10 protein-coding genes are annotated in these 19,505 nt (G+C 47.1%); 4 read left to right on the forward strand and 6 right to left on the reverse strand.

The window, feature by feature from the left end; translation table 11 throughout:
• Positions 1–84 precede the first annotated feature (84 nt).
• The 3 genes from vabF (at position 85) to AACQ75_RS10735 (ending at position 11,158) form a co-directional block, all read left to right on the forward strand.
• Positions 85–8,571: a vanchrobactin non-ribosomal peptide synthetase VabF gene (gene vabF / locus AACQ75_RS10725; RefSeq protein WP_170888690.1), complete on the forward strand. Its 8,487-nt coding sequence runs from the start codon at positions 85–87 to the stop codon at positions 8,569–8,571.
• A gap of 102 nt (positions 8,572–8,673) precedes the next feature.
• Positions 8,674–9,987, forward strand: a complete 1,314-nt coding sequence (vabS, locus tag AACQ75_RS10730) for a vanchrobactin export MFS transporter VabS (protein WP_170888624.1) — start codon at positions 8,674–8,676, stop codon at positions 9,985–9,987.
• A 247-nt stretch (positions 9,988–10,234) separates the two neighbouring features.
• Positions 10,235–11,158: an isochorismatase family protein gene (locus AACQ75_RS10735; RefSeq protein ID WP_094124597.1), complete on the forward strand. Its 924-nt coding sequence runs from the start codon at positions 10,235–10,237 to the stop codon at positions 11,156–11,158.
• A gap of 112 nt (positions 11,159–11,270) precedes the next feature.
• Here AACQ75_RS10735 and vabE read toward each other — a convergent pair whose 3' ends face one another.
• Positions 11,271–12,902, reverse strand: coding sequence for a 2,3-dihydroxybenzoate-AMP ligase VabE (gene vabE, locus AACQ75_RS10740; RefSeq protein WP_170888625.1), 1,632 nt, complete (start codon positions 12,900–12,902; stop codon positions 11,271–11,273).
• Positions 12,903–12,905: 3 nt separating this feature from the next.
• Complete coding sequence (locus AACQ75_RS10745) at positions 12,906–14,093, reverse strand: isochorismate synthase (protein WP_017048409.1); 1,188 nt, start codon at positions 14,091–14,093, stop codon at positions 12,906–12,908.
• A 176-nt stretch (positions 14,094–14,269) separates the two neighbouring features.
• On the opposite strand from AACQ75_RS10745, the gene AACQ75_RS10750 reads away from it, so the two are divergent.
• Positions 14,270–15,046 carry a 2,3-dihydro-2,3-dihydroxybenzoate dehydrogenase gene (locus AACQ75_RS10750; RefSeq protein WP_017048410.1) on the forward strand — a complete coding sequence of 259 codons (777 nt, stop codon included), beginning with the start codon at positions 14,270–14,272 and terminating at the stop codon, positions 15,044–15,046.
• A gap of 59 nt (positions 15,047–15,105) precedes the next feature.
• Here the strand turns inward: AACQ75_RS10750 and AACQ75_RS10755 are convergent, their stop codons facing one another.
• The 4 genes from AACQ75_RS10755 to AACQ75_RS10770 form a co-directional block, all read right to left on the reverse strand.
• The gene (locus AACQ75_RS10755; protein ID WP_170888626.1) at positions 15,106–16,179 is read right to left on the reverse strand and encodes a 3-deoxy-7-phosphoheptulonate synthase; all 1,074 of its coding nucleotides are present in this window, start codon (positions 16,177–16,179) and stop codon (positions 15,106–15,108) included.
• A 287-nt stretch (positions 16,180–16,466) separates the two neighbouring features.
• Positions 16,467–17,558 carry an alkene reductase gene (locus AACQ75_RS10760; protein ID WP_170888627.1) on the reverse strand — a complete coding sequence of 364 codons (1,092 nt, stop codon included), beginning with the start codon at positions 17,556–17,558 and terminating at the stop codon, positions 16,467–16,469.
• A gap of 10 nt (positions 17,559–17,568) precedes the next feature.
• Positions 17,569–18,198, reverse strand: coding sequence for a GrxB family glutaredoxin (locus AACQ75_RS10765; protein ID WP_170888628.1), 630 nt, complete (start codon positions 18,196–18,198; stop codon positions 17,569–17,571).
• A gap of 81 nt (positions 18,199–18,279) precedes the next feature.
• The gene (locus tag AACQ75_RS10770; protein ID WP_170888629.1) at positions 18,280–19,467 is read right to left on the reverse strand and encodes an MFS transporter; all 1,188 of its coding nucleotides are present in this window, start codon (positions 19,465–19,467) and stop codon (positions 18,280–18,282) included.
• Between the last annotated feature and the right edge of the window lie 38 nt (positions 19,468–19,505).

The following is a 19,505-nucleotide window of genomic DNA, read 5'->3' on the forward strand; positions in this document are numbered from 1 at the left end:
GCAATAGCGGCGCTGTTCATTCATGCTTGTTAAGCGGGGTAACAAAAAGGGACATAGGCAATGACTTTTGTTAGGAATAAAGAGATGCACAACTCATCAGTGCAAGAGGATCAGTGGCCTCTTATCGGCACACAGCAAGGTATTTGGTTTGCCGAGCAGATGATGCCCAATCCAGAGCAATTTAATGTTGCCCACTACGTGGTGATTCAAGGTCAAATCGATATTGAGTTATTTTCAAACGCGGTAGCCATCGGCTTGCAAGGCGTTGATTCCCTTCACTGCCATTATTTAGAGAGCGATGGCAGCGTGAGGCAGCAGTTTTATCCAGCGGATGAAGAAGGGCAGTGGCTTGAAATCCTCGACTTTTCACAAGCCGCCTTGCCAGAAGAGTCGGCTCGGGAGTGGATGAAGCACGATCTTGCGCAGCGGTTGGACATTTCAGTAAGAAAGAGGCGTTTCCGACACTGTTTAATTGATGTTGGTTCAAGCAATGCACCGCAATGGTTTTGGTATCAACGTTACCATCATATTGATGTGGATGGGTTCAGCGTGAATACCATCAGTCAATACATCTGCCAACTTTATAACCATTGGCGGATTGGCGCTGCGAAACCTCAAGAGTTCAGCGCTTTTAGTGATGTAATTCAAGAATATCAGCAATTTTTAGACTCGGCAGCGCGCCAGCAGGCGTATGACTTTTGGCAAACGCAAGCGGCTCATTTACCCAATGTTATTTTGCTCACCACAGGTAGCGCAGCCAATACATCCTCGAGCATGATCACTCACACCGTGCCATTAATCGGTGGAGAGTGGTTAACTCGCTATAGTCCACAGTTGTTACCCGCCGAGCTTGCGATGGCGATGGTATTTGCTTATCTCCATTTACATTCTGGGCAAGAGCAAGTGTGTGTGGGTGTCCCCTTTATGCGCCGAATGGGCAATGCCGCCACTTGTGCCGCTGGTGCGGTAGTGAATGTACTGCCGGTGGCGCTGTCACTTCATCCACAAATGAGCATTATTGATGTGGCGCGAGAGATGAATAAAACCATCCGCCAAGTTCGTCGCCACCAGATGTATGACGCTGAGCAGATCCAACGCGATCTGGGATTAGTAGGCCAGCCGCTCTATGGCCCGATACTCAACTTTAAACCCTTTGAAGCTGCACTGAATTTATCTGGCGTAGTGACTGAGACACATATCCTCTCGGCAGGTCCGATTGATGAGATTGAATTTTCGCCAGTGCTCGATGGTCAGACACTGAGTGTTAATATCACGGCCAACAGCACCAAATATAGCCAAGAGTCATTAGAACTTCATGCCGCTCGTTTCGTTGCGATGGTAGAGCAGATTGCCAACCATCCAACACAGCCACTTGATTTGGTAGAGTTAATCCCGCCGAGCGAGAAGCAGCAGATTGCTTTGTGGTCGGTGGGGCCACAACATGAACATGAAACAGAGCAAACCGTGCTGGATGTATGGCAGCAGACTATTGAGAGCAAGCCAAACGAAGATGCCTTGGTGTTTAAACAGCAGCGTTGGACATTTGATGCCTTCAATCACCTCATTGAAACTCGAGCGGATCAACTGATTACCGCGGGCTTGCGCCAAGGTGATATTGCAGGTGTCGCGTTACGACGTGGGCCTGAAAGCGTCGTGACTATGCTAGCTATTTTGCGAGCGGGTGCGATTTATCTGCCTATCGATCTTGATTATCCCGTTGAACGTATTGAATCGATTGTTGAACAAGCACGTCCTTGGTGCTTAGTTGTGGAGGAGGATGAGCAAAACATGGCTTATTCGTCGATAAGCTACGTCCCTAGGTTTATTGCTCTTCCTGAATTGGCTCGCATTCACACAGCGCCACAACTCAAACCGACGATCAGTCACAGCGACGTGGCTTATATCATCTTTACTTCAGGTTCGACTGGTCACCCGAAAGGGGTCATGAACACACATGGAGCGCTGTTGAATTTACTGCGCTCTCATCAAGGTTCGATTTTTTCTGCGGCCATCAGAAAACTGGCGACACGTCGTCAGTTACCAGAACAAGCTATTACTGCTCGTGCAGCGCATACGACGTCATTCTCCTTCGATGCTTCTTGGGAGCAAGTACTCTGGATGTTGTCTGGCCATACTATGTATTTGTATGACGATGAACAACGGAAAGACGCCTACGAACTGGTCCAGTGTGTTGCTGAAGATAATATCGATGCTCTTGATTTACCGCCTTTACTGTTTGATCAAATGCTCGATAGTGGATTAATGACGAGCGCTCACGTGCCGACGTTAGTTTTGATTGGTAGTGAAGCCATACCACAAAAGCTTTGGTCCCGTGTGAGTGAGTTTCCCGAACTGCTGGTGGAAAACTTTTATGGACCAACAGAATTTACGGTTGATGCGATCAGCGCTTCGCTTGATGCAGATGCATCGCCTGTCATTGGTCGACCGATTGCCGGTGCTTGTGTTTACGTGCTTGATGAAAATTTAGAGTCTGTCGCTATTGGTGAGGTGGGTGAGCTTTATTTATCGGGTGCGGGGTTAGCAAAGGGCTACCTCAACCAGCCAAGTATGACAGCAGAACGTTTTGTGGCGAACCCCTTTGCGTATGGCAAGATAATGTACCGCACTGGTGATTTGGTGAAGTGGCGAGACAATGGGTTACTGGATTTTGTTGGCCGGAGTGATCACCAAATCAAAATTCGCGGTTTTCGTATTGAATTGGGCGATGTAGAAAGTGCTATTAATGCGATTGATGGTGTTAATACGACGGTAGTCGTAGCAGAGCCTGTTGGCGATACTCATCGTTTATTGGCTTACTGTACTTTAGAGAAAGGGGCTCAGGGTGAGTCAGTTCAACCCGTGTTCACAGAGCAAAGACTGCAAAGTCTTATCGCACAGGCGCTGCCTGACTATATGCAGCCAGCCAATGTGATGATCTTGGATGCTTTCTCTTTGAATGTGAATGGGAAAATCGATAGAAAAGCGCTCCCTAAGTACTCGGCAGGCATGCGTAGCGAACGCGTGGCCCCAATAACCCAACCAGAGCAGTTGTTATGTTATGCGATCACCGAGCTACTCGGTGTCAGTGACGTAGGAATGTCAGATGACTTCTTTAACCTAGGCGGGGACAGTATTTCGGCAATGAGCCTTGGGACGCGATTGCGAACGGCGGGCTATGATCTACGACCCAAAGCTATTTTTGCAGCCCGTCAACTGGGTATGATGGCGAGCCAAATGGTGCCACTACAGCAGCAACAGCGCGAGAAACAAGAAGGCATTATTCGGCCTCTGCCTATGTGGCAATGGTTTGAGGAGACATTTTCTAATACAACCAGTTATGTGCAAAGTGTGCTTGTTGAGGTGGAAAGCGAAACCCAATTAGCGCACTTGCAAGCCAGTTTAGTGCAACTGGTCGCCAACCATTCCGTGTGTCGCTTGGTCCAAAAAGAGCAGCAATACCATATTGAGGCGCTGCAAAATCTTGATGTAAAAAACTGGGTTGAATCGGTTTCGCTTGAGAGGCTAGATGGCCCCGTGTTGGACAGTCTGTTTAGCCAGCGTAGTCAGTCGATGTCAATATCATCGGGTCAGCTATTACGCTTGATGATGATAACGGAGCGCAGTGGGCGTAAAAGTCTCATGATCCTTGCTCACCATTTCCTTATCGATGGTGTCTCTTGGCGAATATTGCTTCCGCAGTTGCAGGCATTAACTCAAGCACAAGTCACAGGTGAAGTGGCGGTGATTTCTGATGAGGTTACCGGTATCCATTGTTGGTCAAAAGCGCTGTATCAACATTTAGCGGTCGCTGCTGCGCAAATGCCATTTTGGCGAGCGCAGGCACAGCGTGCTGTTGCTCCCATCAAGGATCCTGTCGATAAAATACGCATGACGCATTGGCGTACGCCACTCTCTCATGCCGTTACGCAGCCGTTATTGGAATTACCCACACACCAGACGAATCTCGATATTGAAGAGATGCTATTAGCCGCGGTCACGGGGGCGATCGCAAGACTTTATGGGTGTGAAGAGATTAAAGTGAACGTCGAATCTCATGGCCGTGAAGAGTGTAAAGAGGAGATCGACCTCAATCAAACCCTAGGGTGGTTTACCACCGAATATCCGTTGATCATTAGCGTGCCAAAGCAGGGTGATTACCGCGAGCGGTTACGTGAAGTGAAGCAAAGTAAGCGCAGTGTGAAAGATAAAGGGCTAGGTTATATGGTGCTGCGCTATCTTGATAATCCGTATCGAGATGAGTTACGCACGTTGGCGAATACACGCCAACCGTCATTGCTGTTTAATTACCTTGGCCGTTTCCAAAGCAGCGATGGTCAGTGGTCACCACAGCAATATAGTGGGCAGTTTGCCGATACATTTGCCGTCACCTTAAACAGTGAACGGGCTTTGCAGCATCCCTTAGAACTAAATATTTTCGTCGAAGAATCGGCAACGCCGCGATTGGTGCTCAACTGGTCTTGGAATGCTCATCTGTTCAGCCAACAGGAAATGGTGTCGCTGAGCCAACAGATTGAAAGTGAGCTGCTCAAAATACAGCAAGCGCTACAAGTTAGCGATGGTGCTGAGTTGGACCTCTCTGTACCTGCTGACTATACCGAGCCGGGAATCACACTGCGACAAGCGAGCCTATTGCAACACCACTATGGCAAGTTAGCGGATGTACTGCCAGCATTGCCTTTGCAAGAAGGATTACTGTTCCAATCTCAATTAGGGGATAAAAATAGCAGTTATAACTCCACCACGCGTCTTACTTTCCAAGGTCAACTGTCTGAACATCGCGTGAGCGAAGCGCTTAATGCGGTGATTAGGCGTCATCCGCAGTTGCTCGCTCGATTTGATAGTTCGATATTGGGGCGCACCATACAGGTGATGACGCAGGTTAACCCAAGCTGGCCACTGACACGTTATGACATAACAAATATGAGTGGTGATGAGCAAAGCGCGTTGATTGATCAGTTAGAGAAGCAAGAGCTAAGCCGCCAGTTTGACCTTAACGATCCTACCCACAGCTTATTGCAGGCCCAGTTGATTTTTCATGGTGATCAGCAAAGCACACTGCTCCTTTCGGCACATCATCTGGTGGTAGATGGCTGGTCAACGCCGATTTTATTGAATGACTTTCTCAGTGCATACGCCCAAGGGGTCTCGAATTTACCTCCGGTAACCGTCGGCTATGCTCATGTTGTGAGCCAGCTAACGCAGCGTGATAAAACCGTTGCGACCGAGCTTTGGCGCAAAGTATTAGCTGATGTCCAGCCGAGTATGGCTTTTGATGATATTCCGCTTAGCGAGGAAGTTAACGAGCATCAGTTATGGCTATCAAAGCATAAAACGGATCAGTTAAATCAGTGTTTACGACATCATGGCTTAACCATGAGCACCTTAATGCAAGGCCTTTGGGCGAGTATTCTCGCCAGCATGACGGGCCGCGAAGAGGTGGTTTTTGGTACGCCAATCTCTGGTCGGTTCAGCCGTATTGCCGGTATTGATGAACAGATAGGGTTATTCAGTAATACCGTGCCTGTCCGTGTGACACTGCAACCTCACCTTAGTTTGAGTGAACAATTAAAAGCGCACCAAGCGATCCAAATCCAATTACTGGAGCACGATGAACTTGGCTTGGGTGAGATCCAGCAACTGGTGGGGGGAAAAACACTCTTTGATACTTTGCTGGTGGTCGAAAACTATCCAGATCATAGCCGTTGGTACCAGCAAGACTTTAGCGGCGCGAAATTAATGGCTATCCACAATCGTGGCTATACCCATTATCCATTAACCATTCTCGTCTTACCGGGAGAGCAACTGCATATCCTGTTTGAATATCGAGACCGAGTCGGCGTAGCAAAACAGATCGTACAACGATTTGAGCAAATGCTGGATGAGTTTATGGTGTCGAGTGATAAGCCTTTCGCTGAATGGGATCTGCGGTTAAGTGGCGAAATTGAATTGCAGCAACGCGTCAACCAGACCAAAACCGCCGTTGAACGCACGACACTGCATGATTTGATGATCACGCAGCAACAACGTTCTCCACATCAGTTGGCTTTAATTGATAGTGAGCACCGTTTTACCTATCAAGCACTGGCTGAGCAGGTGGCCGCCATTGCCGATTTGCTGCTTCAGCAAGGTGTTAAGGCTGGGGATATTGTCGCTGTTGCCTTGCCACGCAGCGCAACCTTGAGCTTGGCGATCTACAGTATTATCGAATGTGGTGCGGCTTATTTACCGTTGGATGTTGGTTATCCAGATGAGCGCTTGGCCTACATGATCAATGATGCTAAGCCTGCGCTGATCATCACTTGCTCTTCATTCACCTCACGTTTTGAAGGTTTAGCGACACTATTGTTGTTGGATAAGTTACCAGCCCCCGTGCGCGCAGAGCGGCAGAACCGCGCAGATGGGCTTACCCCCTCAAATGCGGCCTACTTGCTTTACACTTCAGGTTCAACGGGTAACCCAAAAGGGGTGTTGGTTTCTCATCAAGCGATTGTCAACCGATTGAAGTGGATGCAGCACCAATATCCTTTGAGCTCTGATGATATGGTATTGCAAAAAACGCCGTGCAGTTTTGATGTCTCCGTGTGGGAGTTTTTCTGGCCCTTACTGGAAGGGGCGAGCTTAGTGATGGCTCCGGCTGAAGCGCATAAAGACCCTGAATGGTTATTGCAAATAATTGACGATTATCACGTGACCACGATGCACTTTGTACCCTCAATGCTGGCAGCTTTTATGGCCTCAATTGAAGCAACTCACCCAACGGGTTTCACCGTAGCACCAAGCCTCAAGCAAGTATTTTGCTCAGGTGAAGCGCTTGCGAAAGAGCTCTGCCATCAGTACGCACGTAGAATTAATGCACCGCTGCATAACTTGTACGGCCCGACGGAAGCGGCGGTTGACGTGACTTATTATCCAGCTTACGGCGAGGCATTAAACGCAAGCGTTGGCCGTAGTGCACCGATTGGTTTACCGGTATGGAACACCCAAGTCTATGTGCTCGATAGCTTTTTAAGAGCTGTACCAATCGGTGTGCCGGGCGAGCTCTATCTTGCCGGCGAGCAATTAGCCATCGGTTACTTTAATCGCAGTGCGTTAACGGCGGATCGGTTTATAGCCAATCCGTTTACTTGTGGCGAGCGAATGTACCGCACTGGTGATGTCGTACGTTGGTTAGCGTGTGGCTCGATTGAGTATTTAGGACGCAGTGATGATCAGATAAAAATTCGCGGGCAGCGTGTGGAACTGGGTGAAATTGAAAGCGCATTACAGGCACTTCCTGCGGTAAAACAAGCGGTGGTCTGTGCTCAGACGCTCTCTACTCATTCAGGTATGTTAGGCGCTGATGAACGGCAAATTATCGGTTACGTCATCGCGCATGATATGAGCGTAACGAATGGCGAGAAGCTACGCGCTGAACTTTCCGAACATTTACCAGCCCATATGGTTCCGGCGGCTATCGTGTTACTGGATCACTACCCGCTTAGCGCCAACGGCAAGCTAGATAAAAAAGCATTACCGCGGGCAAATGACGTCGCAGTACGGGTAGGGCGCAAGGCTCATCCGGGCCTTGAAACACAATTGGTGACGCTATTTTCTCAAGTATTAGCTGTCGAAACACTGTTTGCTGATGATGATTTCTTTACGCTCGGCGGGCATTCACTGCTGGCGATGAAATTAGCGGCAGATATTCGAAGAGCGCTAAACCTACCTGTCACAGTTGGTCAAATCATGGTCAATCCTACGGTGGAGAAACTGGCGAGTTTGTTACTGGATGAAGATGCTTTTAACGACCCAACCTTAGCTGGTTTTGGCGAAGTGCTGCCTATCCGTGCCGGAAGTGGTCCAGCACTTTTTTGCGTCAACTCTGCTTCTGGCTTTGCTTGGCAATACACAGGGCTACCTAAATATCTGACAGGACATTATCCCATTTATGGTTTGCAATCACCTCGGCCCGGCGGAGCGATGGCGACCAGTGAAACGATGGAAGAAGTGTGTGATCGTTTATTACCCGTCTTAAGAGAGGTACAGCCATTTGGACCTTACCATCTATTAGGCTATTCATTTGGCGGGATTGTGGCACAAAAATTGGCCGCGAAGCTTCAACAGCAGGGTGAAGAGGTGCACTTTTTAGGGTTATTGGATACCTATCCACCGGAAGGTCAGAACTGGGATGGCCCGATGGATGAAGAAGAGCAGTACGAAATTGAGCGTGAAAAAGAGCAGTTTCTGGCCATCAATGAGCTAACCGATATTGAATTAGATGAGCAACGTTTGGCGATGTTCAATGAGATTACCGCTAACTATGAAGATGCGGTACGTCTACTTGCACAGGCACAAACGTCTGATTATCAAGGTCCGGCCCACCTTTTCGTGGCGCAGCGTACCGTGCCAGATGGTTATGATATTGATGCTCATTGGCAATCTTTTGTCGGCCAGTTGATTAAGCATCAGTTTGATTGTTCACATGAAGATATCTTGGCCCCAGAAAATGTACGCCAGATTGGCGAATGTTTAAATACGCTGCTGGAGTCGAAGGCTGCACTGAAAAAATAACAAAAACCACCATCGACGAAACCAGTGCGTATCAAGGCTGGTTTCGTCTTAATCTTCGCGATGTTTTGAAAGCATTACATTCTGGTTTGAATAGATAATAGTATGAATATAAAGAATATATTTTTAGATTTTAGCCTACTAAAAGACAACCCACATTTCCGAATGGTCTTTATGGCCCGCATGATGTCAGTGCTTGCTCTTGGCATGATGACGGTCGCAGTGCCGATACAGATACATCAAATGACCGGTTCGACCTTGCAGGTAGGCCTTATCATGGCATTGGATGGTATCGGGATGTTTGTTGGCCTGCTGCTAGGAGGCGTACTGGCCGATAAGTACGATCGCCGTCGATTGATTTTGTTCGCACGCGCGACCTGTGGTATTGGGTTTGCTGCATTAGCATTCAATAGCATAGTCGCGCAATCCTCCTTAGCGGCTCTCTATATACTCTCGGTGTGGGATGGTTTTTTTGGCGCTATGGGTATGACGGCCTTGATGGCTGCTTTACCGACCATTGTTGGGCGACAAAAATTACCTGAAGCTGCCGCATTGAGCATGTTAACGGTTCGATTAGGTATGGTTCTCTCACCAGCGATTGGCGGCTTACTGATCACTGTCGGTGATGTCAGTTGGAACTATATTGCGGCTTCTGTTGGAACGCTTTGTACGCTGATCCCACTGTTTAGATTACCTTCGATGAAACCGCAACATCATTCGCCAGAGAATCCATTTCAATCACTGTATGAAGGTGTTCAATTTCTATTTTCAAACAAAGTGGTTGGCTGTGTGGTGCTGTTTGGCACACTCGAAACATTAGCAACTGCGATTAGAGTGATGTTCCCTGCGTTAGCTTTAGTCTCATTTCATGGCACTGCCGCTAACGCAGGTGTGATGTATTCGGCCATTCCGTTGGGGGCGATGTGTGGCGCACTGACTTCAGGTTGGGTAAAACAGTCGCAAAAGCCAGGAATGGTCTTAATCTACGCGACGTTAGGTTCATTTTTAGCGATTGTGGCTATGGGGCTTGTGAATAATTTTTGGTGGTTTGCTCTCATCTTAGTTGGCTATGGTTATTTGGGTTCGGTCGCTTCTTTGATTCAATATTCGATCGTACAAGGACACACTCCAGATCATCTGTTAGGCCGCGTAAGTAGCTTATGGACGGCGCAAGATGTATCGGGAGACTCGATTGGAGCACTCGGTTTAGGGGCGTTGGGTAAAGTGCTAGCACCAACGATGTCGATCCTCACTTTTGGTTTGGGTGCAACGGGAATTGGTGCGTTGATGGTGATGGCATTTCGCTCATTACGCCAAGCGACTCTGTTTGATCCAGCGCTTATCGTTAGCACAAGCTCAGAACCTAACGTCTCCTCAGATGAGGTCACTTCCCAACCTGCGGCGCAAACGATGAATTAGCTATTCGTTTTGTGGTGGGCTCTTGTTGTGTTGCCGTGAGTCGAGAGCGACATGTTGCACATATAATTGAGAATTAATCTCATTAACAATTGATTTTTATGCGTAGACTGCTTTAGTATTAATGAAATGATAATTGTTACCATTTAGGTGGCGGTTGTCGACGAATACGAGCCTCTTATTTCTGAAGTCGTTATTGGCTTTAAGGCATCACGAACGAGAAAAGCTTCTTTTAACAAGGATTATATTTATGGCGATTCCCAAAATAGCCAGCTACTCCATTCCGTTGGCTGAAACATTTCCGAAAAACAAAGTTCACTGGCATGTCCAAGCCGATAGAGCAGTACTGCTCATTCACGATATGCAAAAGTACTTTATAAACTTTTTTGATCATTCTCAGGCACCCGTTCCTGAGTTATTAGCGAATATTTCAGAGCTGAAATCACTGGCTCGTCAGGCCAATATCCCCGTGGTGTACACAGCTCAACCCCCTAACCAAGACCCAGTAGAGAGAGCGCTACTGACTGATTTTTGGGGAACAGGGCTGACAAAAGATACTGAGATTGTGTCTGAGCTTTCACCTGAAGACGGGGATATCCAATACACCAAATGGCGTTATAGCGCGTTTAAGAAAACGCCGTTGCTGGAGTGGATGAAAGAGACACAGCGTGACCAGTTGATCATTGTGGGTGTCTATGCACATATAGGTATCTTATCTACGGCGTTAGATGCCTTTATGTTGGATATACAGCCTTTTGTGGTCGGTGATGCTGTGGCTGATTTCTCTTTGGAAGATCATCATCATACGTTGAAATACATCACGGAGCGTGTTGGTTGCGTGACTTCGCTTGAGGCATTAAAACCACAAATGATCCACAGTCAAGAAACCAGATTATTGAGCCTTGAACAGATGCGTCAGCAAGTGGCTGAGCTATTGGATCTCGATTTAGATGAAGTGGATGTAGATGAGAAGCTCACTTTTCTTGGCTTAGATTCTATCCGCGCGGTTACCTTATTTGAATCATGGCGCAAGATGGGCATAGAGTGCGCCTTTTCAGAGATGATTAAATATTCAACTTTAAGAGAGTGGTGGCATGTGATGGAGCCTAGTGTTGTTGCTCAGTCGTCACATCAAGTAACGGACACGCGTTCTACTGAAGAGCAACCAGTTTGAGTATACTGGACCACTAGAATAGGGAAAGAGAACGCATCGCCCAGCAAAAGCCGATATCGACGATATCGGCTTTTTCATCTTCACGTTATTTTGAGCGCCTGTGTTGCCATGATTAGTGAGAGTATTGCGTTCTTAACCATTTTTTGTTGACTTTGCCCACAGGGGTTTTGGGTAATTCATCGACGAAATGGATGTGATCAGGGATCTTAAATTCTGCTAATCCTTGAGCGTGTAAAAATCGTTTGAGAGTAATGGGTTTGAGCGTTTTACCGTTATCTGGAACGACAATGGCGCAACTGCGTTCACCAAGAAACTCATCAGCAATAGCAACCAAAGCCACATCATGAACATCCTGATGTTGAAGTAGCAGATTTTCAACCTCTTCGGCTGCGATTTTTTCACCACCACGATTGATCTGATCTTTCTCTCGTCCCGTGACGATAATATTGCCCTCAGCCGTCCTACGCACTCTGTCACCTGTGATATAGAAGCCTTGGTCGGTGAATGAGCGTTGGTTATGTTCTGGAGCTTGGTAATAACCTCGAATCGTATAAGGGCCTCTGGTCATGAGCAAGCCTTCCTCACCCACCGCAGCGGGCTCACCCTCATCGTTGATTATCATCACTTCATCATCAGTTGAAATTGGGCGTCCTTGAGTAGTAACAATCACGCTGAGTGGGTCATCAAGTCGTGTGTAATTAACCAACCCTTCAGCCATTCCAAACACTTGCTGTAATTGACAGTGGAGAGTCGTCGGTAAGCGCATTGCTGCGGCCTCACTAAACTTCGCTCCGCCGACTTGTACCAGAGTGAGGCTCGCGATGTTTTCTGTAGCGGACTCGGCGTATTTCATCCACAGTAGCGCTAACGGTGGCACTAGCGCTGCGACAGTAATGTGGTGCTTCTCAATTAAACGGAAAGCGGTGTGCGGTGTGGTATCGGAAGCGAGCACGACACAACCGCCAGCGTAAAAGACGCCCAATGCGCCGGGTGAGCTGAGTGGAAAGTTATGCGCAACGGGAAGAACACACAAATACCTCGTTTGTGAACCAAACTGACAAATTTGAATGCTACCAAGTACGCTATAAGCGTAGTCATTGTGCGTACGAGGGATCAATTTGGGAGTGCCAGTTGTTCCGCCGGAAAGCTGGAAAAAAGCCACTTGATCAGCAAAGACCGAATCAGTAACAGGATCTTCTCCCGCGCAGTGGTAAAGCGTATCTAACTCCTGAATTTGCTCGTGTGAGGATTGACCGCAAACAATGGTATGCAAGAGAGAAGGGCAACTACTTCGTAGTTTCTGCGCGGTTTGCTGCGCGTCAAAGCCCACGATATCGTCTGAAAAAATATAGGCTTTGGCGTGAGTATGTTGGCAAAAATAGCTCAGCTCTAGATAGCGGTGCGCTGGCAGAGCTAGAACCGGTTTAATGCCCCGTATGGTCAAGGCAAAAAAGCAGAGATAGAATTCAGCACGATTGGCCATTTGTAGTACGACATTATCACCCCGCTGCAAACCTAGGGAGCTCAAGCCAGCCGCAAGGCTGATCATTTTCTGATATAAATTTTGATAGCTGTACTGGCCGAAATCATCAATCAGTGCGATGGCGTCAGGGCTTTTTTTGACGGAATCACTGAAGTAATCAAATAAGGTTCTTTGTTGCCAGTAGCCTTGTTCACGATAGCGCTGGCTGAATTGCTCTGGCCAAGGGGTAAAATCGGTCGGGTTAAGATTATTCATGACCACTCCTTAGGCGGTAAGTAATTCATCAATTTCAATACCAGCGGCTTTCAAAATGGTGCTCATTTTTGCCCCGGTTTCATCGAGTTCACTCTGCGGTGAGGATTCATTCACAATGCCAGCTCCAGCGAACACACTCATCTCGTTTTGGCTCACTTCGGCGCAGCGTATCGTGACAACCCACTCGCCATTCCCCCGAGCGTCGCACCAACCGATCATGCCAGTGAAGTAGCCGCGGTCGAAGGTTTCGATCTGCTTAATCGCTTGGTAAGCCGGTAATCTTGGATAACCACACACTGCGGGTGTTGGGTGTAACTCTGCTGCAATGCGCAGCGAGTTAATCATCGGATCATCGGCTTGTCCTTCAAGCACTGTTGATAAATGCAGCATCGTTTCGGTTTCAATCACTGATGGAACCATAGGGGTAAATAAGTTATGGCAGTAGCGGCTGAGTACTTTCTCGACTTCCTCGACGACGAAGGCATGTTCATTCAGATCTTTTTGCGTATCAAGTAATGAAGCGGAGCGCTGTTGGTTTTGCACCGCGTTGTTTGATTTAGGCCGCGAGCCCGCTAGGGGGTTAGAAACGATAAACCCGCCTTTCTTCGCCAACAACAACTCGGGACTGGCTCCCATTAACTTGGCGTTAGGGCCAATTTCAGTAGAAAAAGTGTAGCCATTGCGATTGATGGACAACAGATTACGCAATAAACGAGTTTGATCGATGTGTTGTGGAGTCGAGAGTTTCACTAAACGTGATAGCACCACTTTTGATAGTTCGGTGGTATTAAACAGCTCAAGTAAGGTTGTGACTCCTTGTTTGTAGTCGTTGCCTGTTGGCGGTGAAACAATGGTCGCTTTATGGCTCTGCTGCCCTTCTTTTTCACTGGCCCGTGGGCTACCAGAAACATAGAGCTTTTCTGGAATGAAGAAACGCGTCGCCGTCTCTTCATTAAAAGGAATTGTCGCAAATAAAATAGGATTGTCGTACTCATCTGTTTTTGCTGCTTCTAGCATCTTGGTTGCTTGATCCGCCAGCTCACAGAATGGGAGTGCTTGATTGAACTGATGAGCAATTCCCACGCCAAGCATGGTGTTGTGAGGCGAAGCAAAAAAGAAGGGAGATTCTTTTAAGTGCTCATCCAATAGCTGATTAGCCATTTTTGAAAACCCAATAACTTCACGTTTCATCACCAAAACTCCATTAATAACGTGTTACGCCTAATTGCTTATTATTTTACAAACCACTAAAGTACGCAGATTATATATGATAATAATTATCAATAACAAATGATAATTAATGTTATTAACTAAGGCTGAGATTCGGTTATGGCTATGGTTTAGTGTGGATTTAACGGAGTAAAGTTAGGAAAATGATGAAATTAGACGAAACGGTTTTATTGACTGGAGCCGGACAGGGGATTGGTTATGCCGTATTGGAATCTTTATTGGCGAGCGGTTATCGAGTTGTAGCGACGGATAGAAATCACCACCAATTAACTCAGCAATTAGCGAGTTTGAACGCGTGCTATACCGAGCAGCTTCATTGCTATGAGCTTGATTTACAGCATCATGACGACGTCAAAAAAAGGGTACAAGAACTGAATGAGCGCTATCAGTTTGCTCATTTCATCAGTTGCGCGGGCATATTGCACCTTGGTTCAATAACCGAATTATCGATGTCAGAGATCAAAGCGATGTTTGATGTCAATACGTTTGGCACCTTAGCCGCTTTGCAAGGGGTAGCGATAGGAATGAAAGCGCGCCAGCGTGGCAATGTTATTGTGATTGGCTCTAATTCAGCGAATACGCCTCGGCTCAATATTGGAGCATATGCGGCATCTAAATCGGCTTTGCATATGTTGGTCAAGTGCGCAGCTCTTGAGCTTGCAAACGATGGAATTCGATGCAATATCGTTAGCCCAGGCTCAACACGCACCGAAATGCAAACGCAGTTATGGAACAGCGAATATGGTGAAAGAGAAGTGATAAAAGGTAATCTTGAACAGTACCGTTTGGGGATACCCCTTGGCAAAATGGCGGAGCCCGAAGACATTGCTGGGGTTGTTATGTTTTTGATGTCGAATGCAGCAAGTCAAATCACCATGCATGATTTGAGAGTGGATGGCGGCGCTACGCTCGATAATTAGGTGAAGGCCACTGACGATAGGCAAGGTGAAGCAAACGGGAGCTTCACCTTAGTGGTCGTTTACACTGGAGCGTGACAATATTGTTGCTGTTGAAGTGTTGCAACCGCATCATCGAGCGTATTTAAAAAGCACATTGTATCCTCCCAACTTAAGCACTCATCAGTGATGGATTGGCCGTAGCAGAGCGGATCTTTATTCAAAGCTTGGCTACCGCCTTGCAAAAAGCTTTCGCACATTACCCCCGCAATGCGGCGCTCTCCAGACAGCAGTTGCTGGGCAATGTTATTTATTACATCCAATTGATTCTTAGCGATTTTTCCGCTATTGCCGTGGCTGCAGTCAATTACTAGCCTACTGTTGAGCTGGCTATGGTGTAATTGATAAGCCGCACTTTTAACACTGTGACTTGCATAGTTTGGCGTGACACCACCACGTAAAATGATATGGCAATATGGATTACCTTGAGTTTGCACCGCAACCGGTTGCCCATTCTCACCCGCCATAATCAACAGATGTGAATCGTTAGCGGCATGAATCGCATCGATTGCAATTGTCGTATTGCCGTCAGTACCATTTTTAAAACCAATAGGGCAGTGCAATGCCGACGCGAGTTGGCGATGTGGTTGTGATTCAGTGGTTCTTGCGCCAACCGCACCCCAACAAATAAGGTCCGCGATATACGGTGCGATATGCGTATCTAAAAACTCAGTTGCTGTTGGTACACCCAGCGCTAAGACTGACTTGAGTAATTCACGGCTAGAGCTTAGCCCTTTGAGTAAGTTAAATTGACCGTTGAGATCAGGGTCAACCATGTATCCTTTCCAGCCAGTCCGCGTTCTCGGTTTTTCAAAATAAGTTCTCATCACCAACTTGAGAGTGCTGCTGAACTGTTTTTGTGCCTTTGCGAGTCGTTGTGCATAGTCAATTGCAGCCTCAGGGTCGTGGATTGAACATGGCCCAATAATCACCAACATCCTTGAGTCACGACCCGACAAGATATTTTGAATGTCTTGGCGGTGTTGGTGAACGGCCATTGCTCGTTGATTATCGGTTTCTGATGATTGGTCTAGAAGGTATAGATTGGGTAAAGGAGTGATTGATGAAGCGTTCATCACATTATGTAGAGATTTCATGGGCACTATCCGCATAAATATTACGACGTAATGATAATTATTATCATTAATTATTTTCGATAGTGTGAAACATTTGTACAATTGTCAATATGTAAACAGATTTAAATCAAAATGGAGGAACGCGTTTAAAATGAAGTAGTAGCAATGATCAATGACTATTATGTTTATGATGATTGTGCTTTTTTATGCCCATTTGGCTGGTATTCTTGTATATACATATTTTTATCAAAGAGCTTTCACTATGGACATATCTCAGGCTACTTATTTTTGTCTAGGTCGTTGTGTTTTTAAGGGAGTGTTGGGTAGTCGATGTATCCATGCTCATTACCACCAAATAATGTCGAACCATCCAGCTCAGCCAGAGGTTGTTGGTGCTTTAAGCGCGCTACCAAATCTGGGTTAGAAACAAACGGGCGTCCAAACGCCACTAAATCCGCATAACCTTTTTCGAGTACATCATCGGCACGATCTTGGGTGTAACTGCCTGCGACGATAATCGTGTTTGTGAAGTATTTGCGTAGTTCGATTCGGAAACTTTCTGGAATCACTGGCGCGTCGTCCCAATCCGCTTCAGACAGGTGCAAGTACGCAATATCACGAGCTTGAAGTTGTTTCGATGCTTCGAGGATGGTTGGCACAATGTCTGGGCAGTTCATGTCCTTAAAAGTGATGAAAGGCGCGAGTCTAACTCCCACTTTGTTGGCACCAATGGCTTCGCTCACCGCATCGACCACTTCTAATAAAAAGCGAAGTCGGTTTTCGCGAGTACCGCCGTAGTTATCGGTTCTGTGGTTTGAATTTGTACGTAGGAACTGATCAATCAGGTAACCATTACCTCCGTGTATTTCGACGCCATCGAAGCCAGCTTCGATGGCACGTTTAGCTGCATGGGCAAAATCACTCACAACACGGTCAATATCGGCTTGTGTCATGGCTCGTGGCTCTACACAATCGACCATGTTGCCATTGCCTTGTTCGTCGGCAATCCACACTTGGGTTTCTACCGGTTTGAGTGCCGATGGAGCAATAGGCTGTTCACCTTTTTGGAAGGTCGGGTGCGAGACTCGACCAACATGCCATAACTGGCAAAACATGGCTGCGCCTTGTTCTTTTGCTTCTTGAGTGACTGCTTTCCAGCCTGCCACTTGCTCGTCGGTGTAGACGCCTGGCGTGAAAGAGTAACCTTGTGAGTCATCAGAAATCTGGATGGCTTCTGAAATAATTAAGCCCACAGTCGCACGTTGCTTGTAGTAGGTCGCCATCATCTGGTTTGGAATATTACCCGGCTGGCTGGTGCGTGCTCGAGTCATTGGTGCCATGACTACACGGTTTTGTAAATCCAGTTGTTTTAGCTGTGTTGGTTCAAAAAGTTTGCTCATGATCGGTTCCTTACTTAAGTAGTGGTACTTGGGTTTTGTTACTCACAGATTCCATCCAATTTTTCACAGTGTTGTCCCATTGGATTTCTGCGGCACTGAAAAAGCCACGTAAAATAGAAAATAAGATGGCTTCGTCTACCAAAGTCACATGTTGGTAGGAGTCGAGATTCAACACGGTTTTCGCACGTTCGATGAGCACTTCTACCTCTTTGGCAATGTTTGGTGTGTCTTGCAGAAGTGCATCGAAATTGAGTGCGTCAGTTTCCTTCTTAGCGCGCCAAGCTTGTTGTGCAGACTGAGTGGCAAACTCTGGCAAATCCATATTAGACCAACGTGGGTAACCCACTTTTTGCAGTGGAAGAAACGCGATTTTTTGCCAGTCCAACACTGGTTGCGACGGTTGACTTGTCTCGCTAGATGTTGCTAGCTCAAGGAAGTAAGCGATGATATCTAGGCTCTCTGCCATCACATCTCCGTTGTCTTTGATAAGAAGCGGTACTTGCTTGGTTCCAATCAGGTCTGTCGTGATTTTGTCGTCATCATACGCAATGTTGATGACGTCGAGTTGGATATTTAGCATGCCAGCAACATAGCGGACGCGAGCACTAAATGGGCAATGTTCGTAAATGTAGAGTTTCATAGTGTTTTCCTCGTGGTTAGTACTGAGTAGCCCTGGCGTTACTCGGAAAGCGTTAGATAAGGGCTACCGATAAGGATGAAATTAGTTGTTGAAGCTTTGAGCTAACTCAGCTTGTTTGCTTTCTTTGCGGTTCGCTTTGGCGATGAAGAGTAAACCAATCAGTGGAACAAGGATGGCTGCGTAAGGGATCATACCTGCGCCCATTTGGCTATCGAGCACCATGCCACCTAAGAAACCGCCAAAGGCATTGGCTAAATTGAATGCTGAGATGTTTGCCGTCGCCGCTAACTCTTGACCTTCACCGCCGTGCTTCATTACACGAAGCTGCATCGCTGGTACGTTAGCGAACGAAGCAATACCAAATACAAAGGCGGTAGCGATGAACAGTACTTTGCTGTCTACGGTTAGGCCGACCAGTACGAGTGAAACAATCATCGCGATAGCCCAAAACATGGACGCTTTTTGTAGGTTTTTATCTGATGAACGACCACCTATGGTGTTGCCAACAATTAGACCGATGCCAACGATAACCAAAATCCAAGTCACTGCACTTTCACCAAAGCCAGTGATGTGCATGGCAATAGGAGCAATGTAGCCATACAAAGTCATGAACCCCGACCAAGCAAATACGGTGATCGCTAGGCCGATAAGTAGCATTGGGTTTTTGAACGCGGCCAATTGCGCTTTGACGTCTTTTGCTTCGCCGTGTCCGGTCGATTTGATTACTGACGTGATGAAAAACAGAGCCACTAAGCCAAAAGCGGCAACGGTCAAGAAAGTGGTGTGCCAGCCGAATTGCAAACCAATCCAAGTACCGCTAGGCACACCTAAAACGTTAGCCAGTGTTAAGCCCGCGAACATCTGTCCGACGGCGCGACCTGCCATTTTTTCTGAAACCAAACTGGTCGCTACCACGGCACCGATGCCGTAGAACGGACCTTGAACCAAACCAGTGATCACTCGGCTCACCATCAGCACAAAGTAGTTTGGTGCGAAAGCAGACAATATGTTGCCGAGGATAAACAACACCATTAGCCCAGCCAGTACGGCTTTCTTATTAAAGCGTGCTAAGTAAATTGTGAGTAGAGGACCGCCAAATACAATGGCAAGCGCGTAGGCACTGATTAAGTAACCCGCTTGTCCTTCAGTGATGGACAATGAGTTGGCGACTTGAGGAAGAATTCCTGCAATAACAAATTCCGCGGTACCGATAGCAAAAGCTGCAAGCGTTAAGATCCATACCTGCAGCGGCATTTTTTCTTTATTCATGGGGGAGTCTCTTTTTTTATTTAGTTTGAACCCATTGG

It is taken from the genome of Vibrio sp. B1-2 (assembly GCF_963888445.1).
In the GTDB taxonomy this organism is placed as follows: domain Bacteria; phylum Pseudomonadota; class Gammaproteobacteria; order Enterobacterales; family Vibrionaceae; genus Vibrio; species Vibrio anguillarum.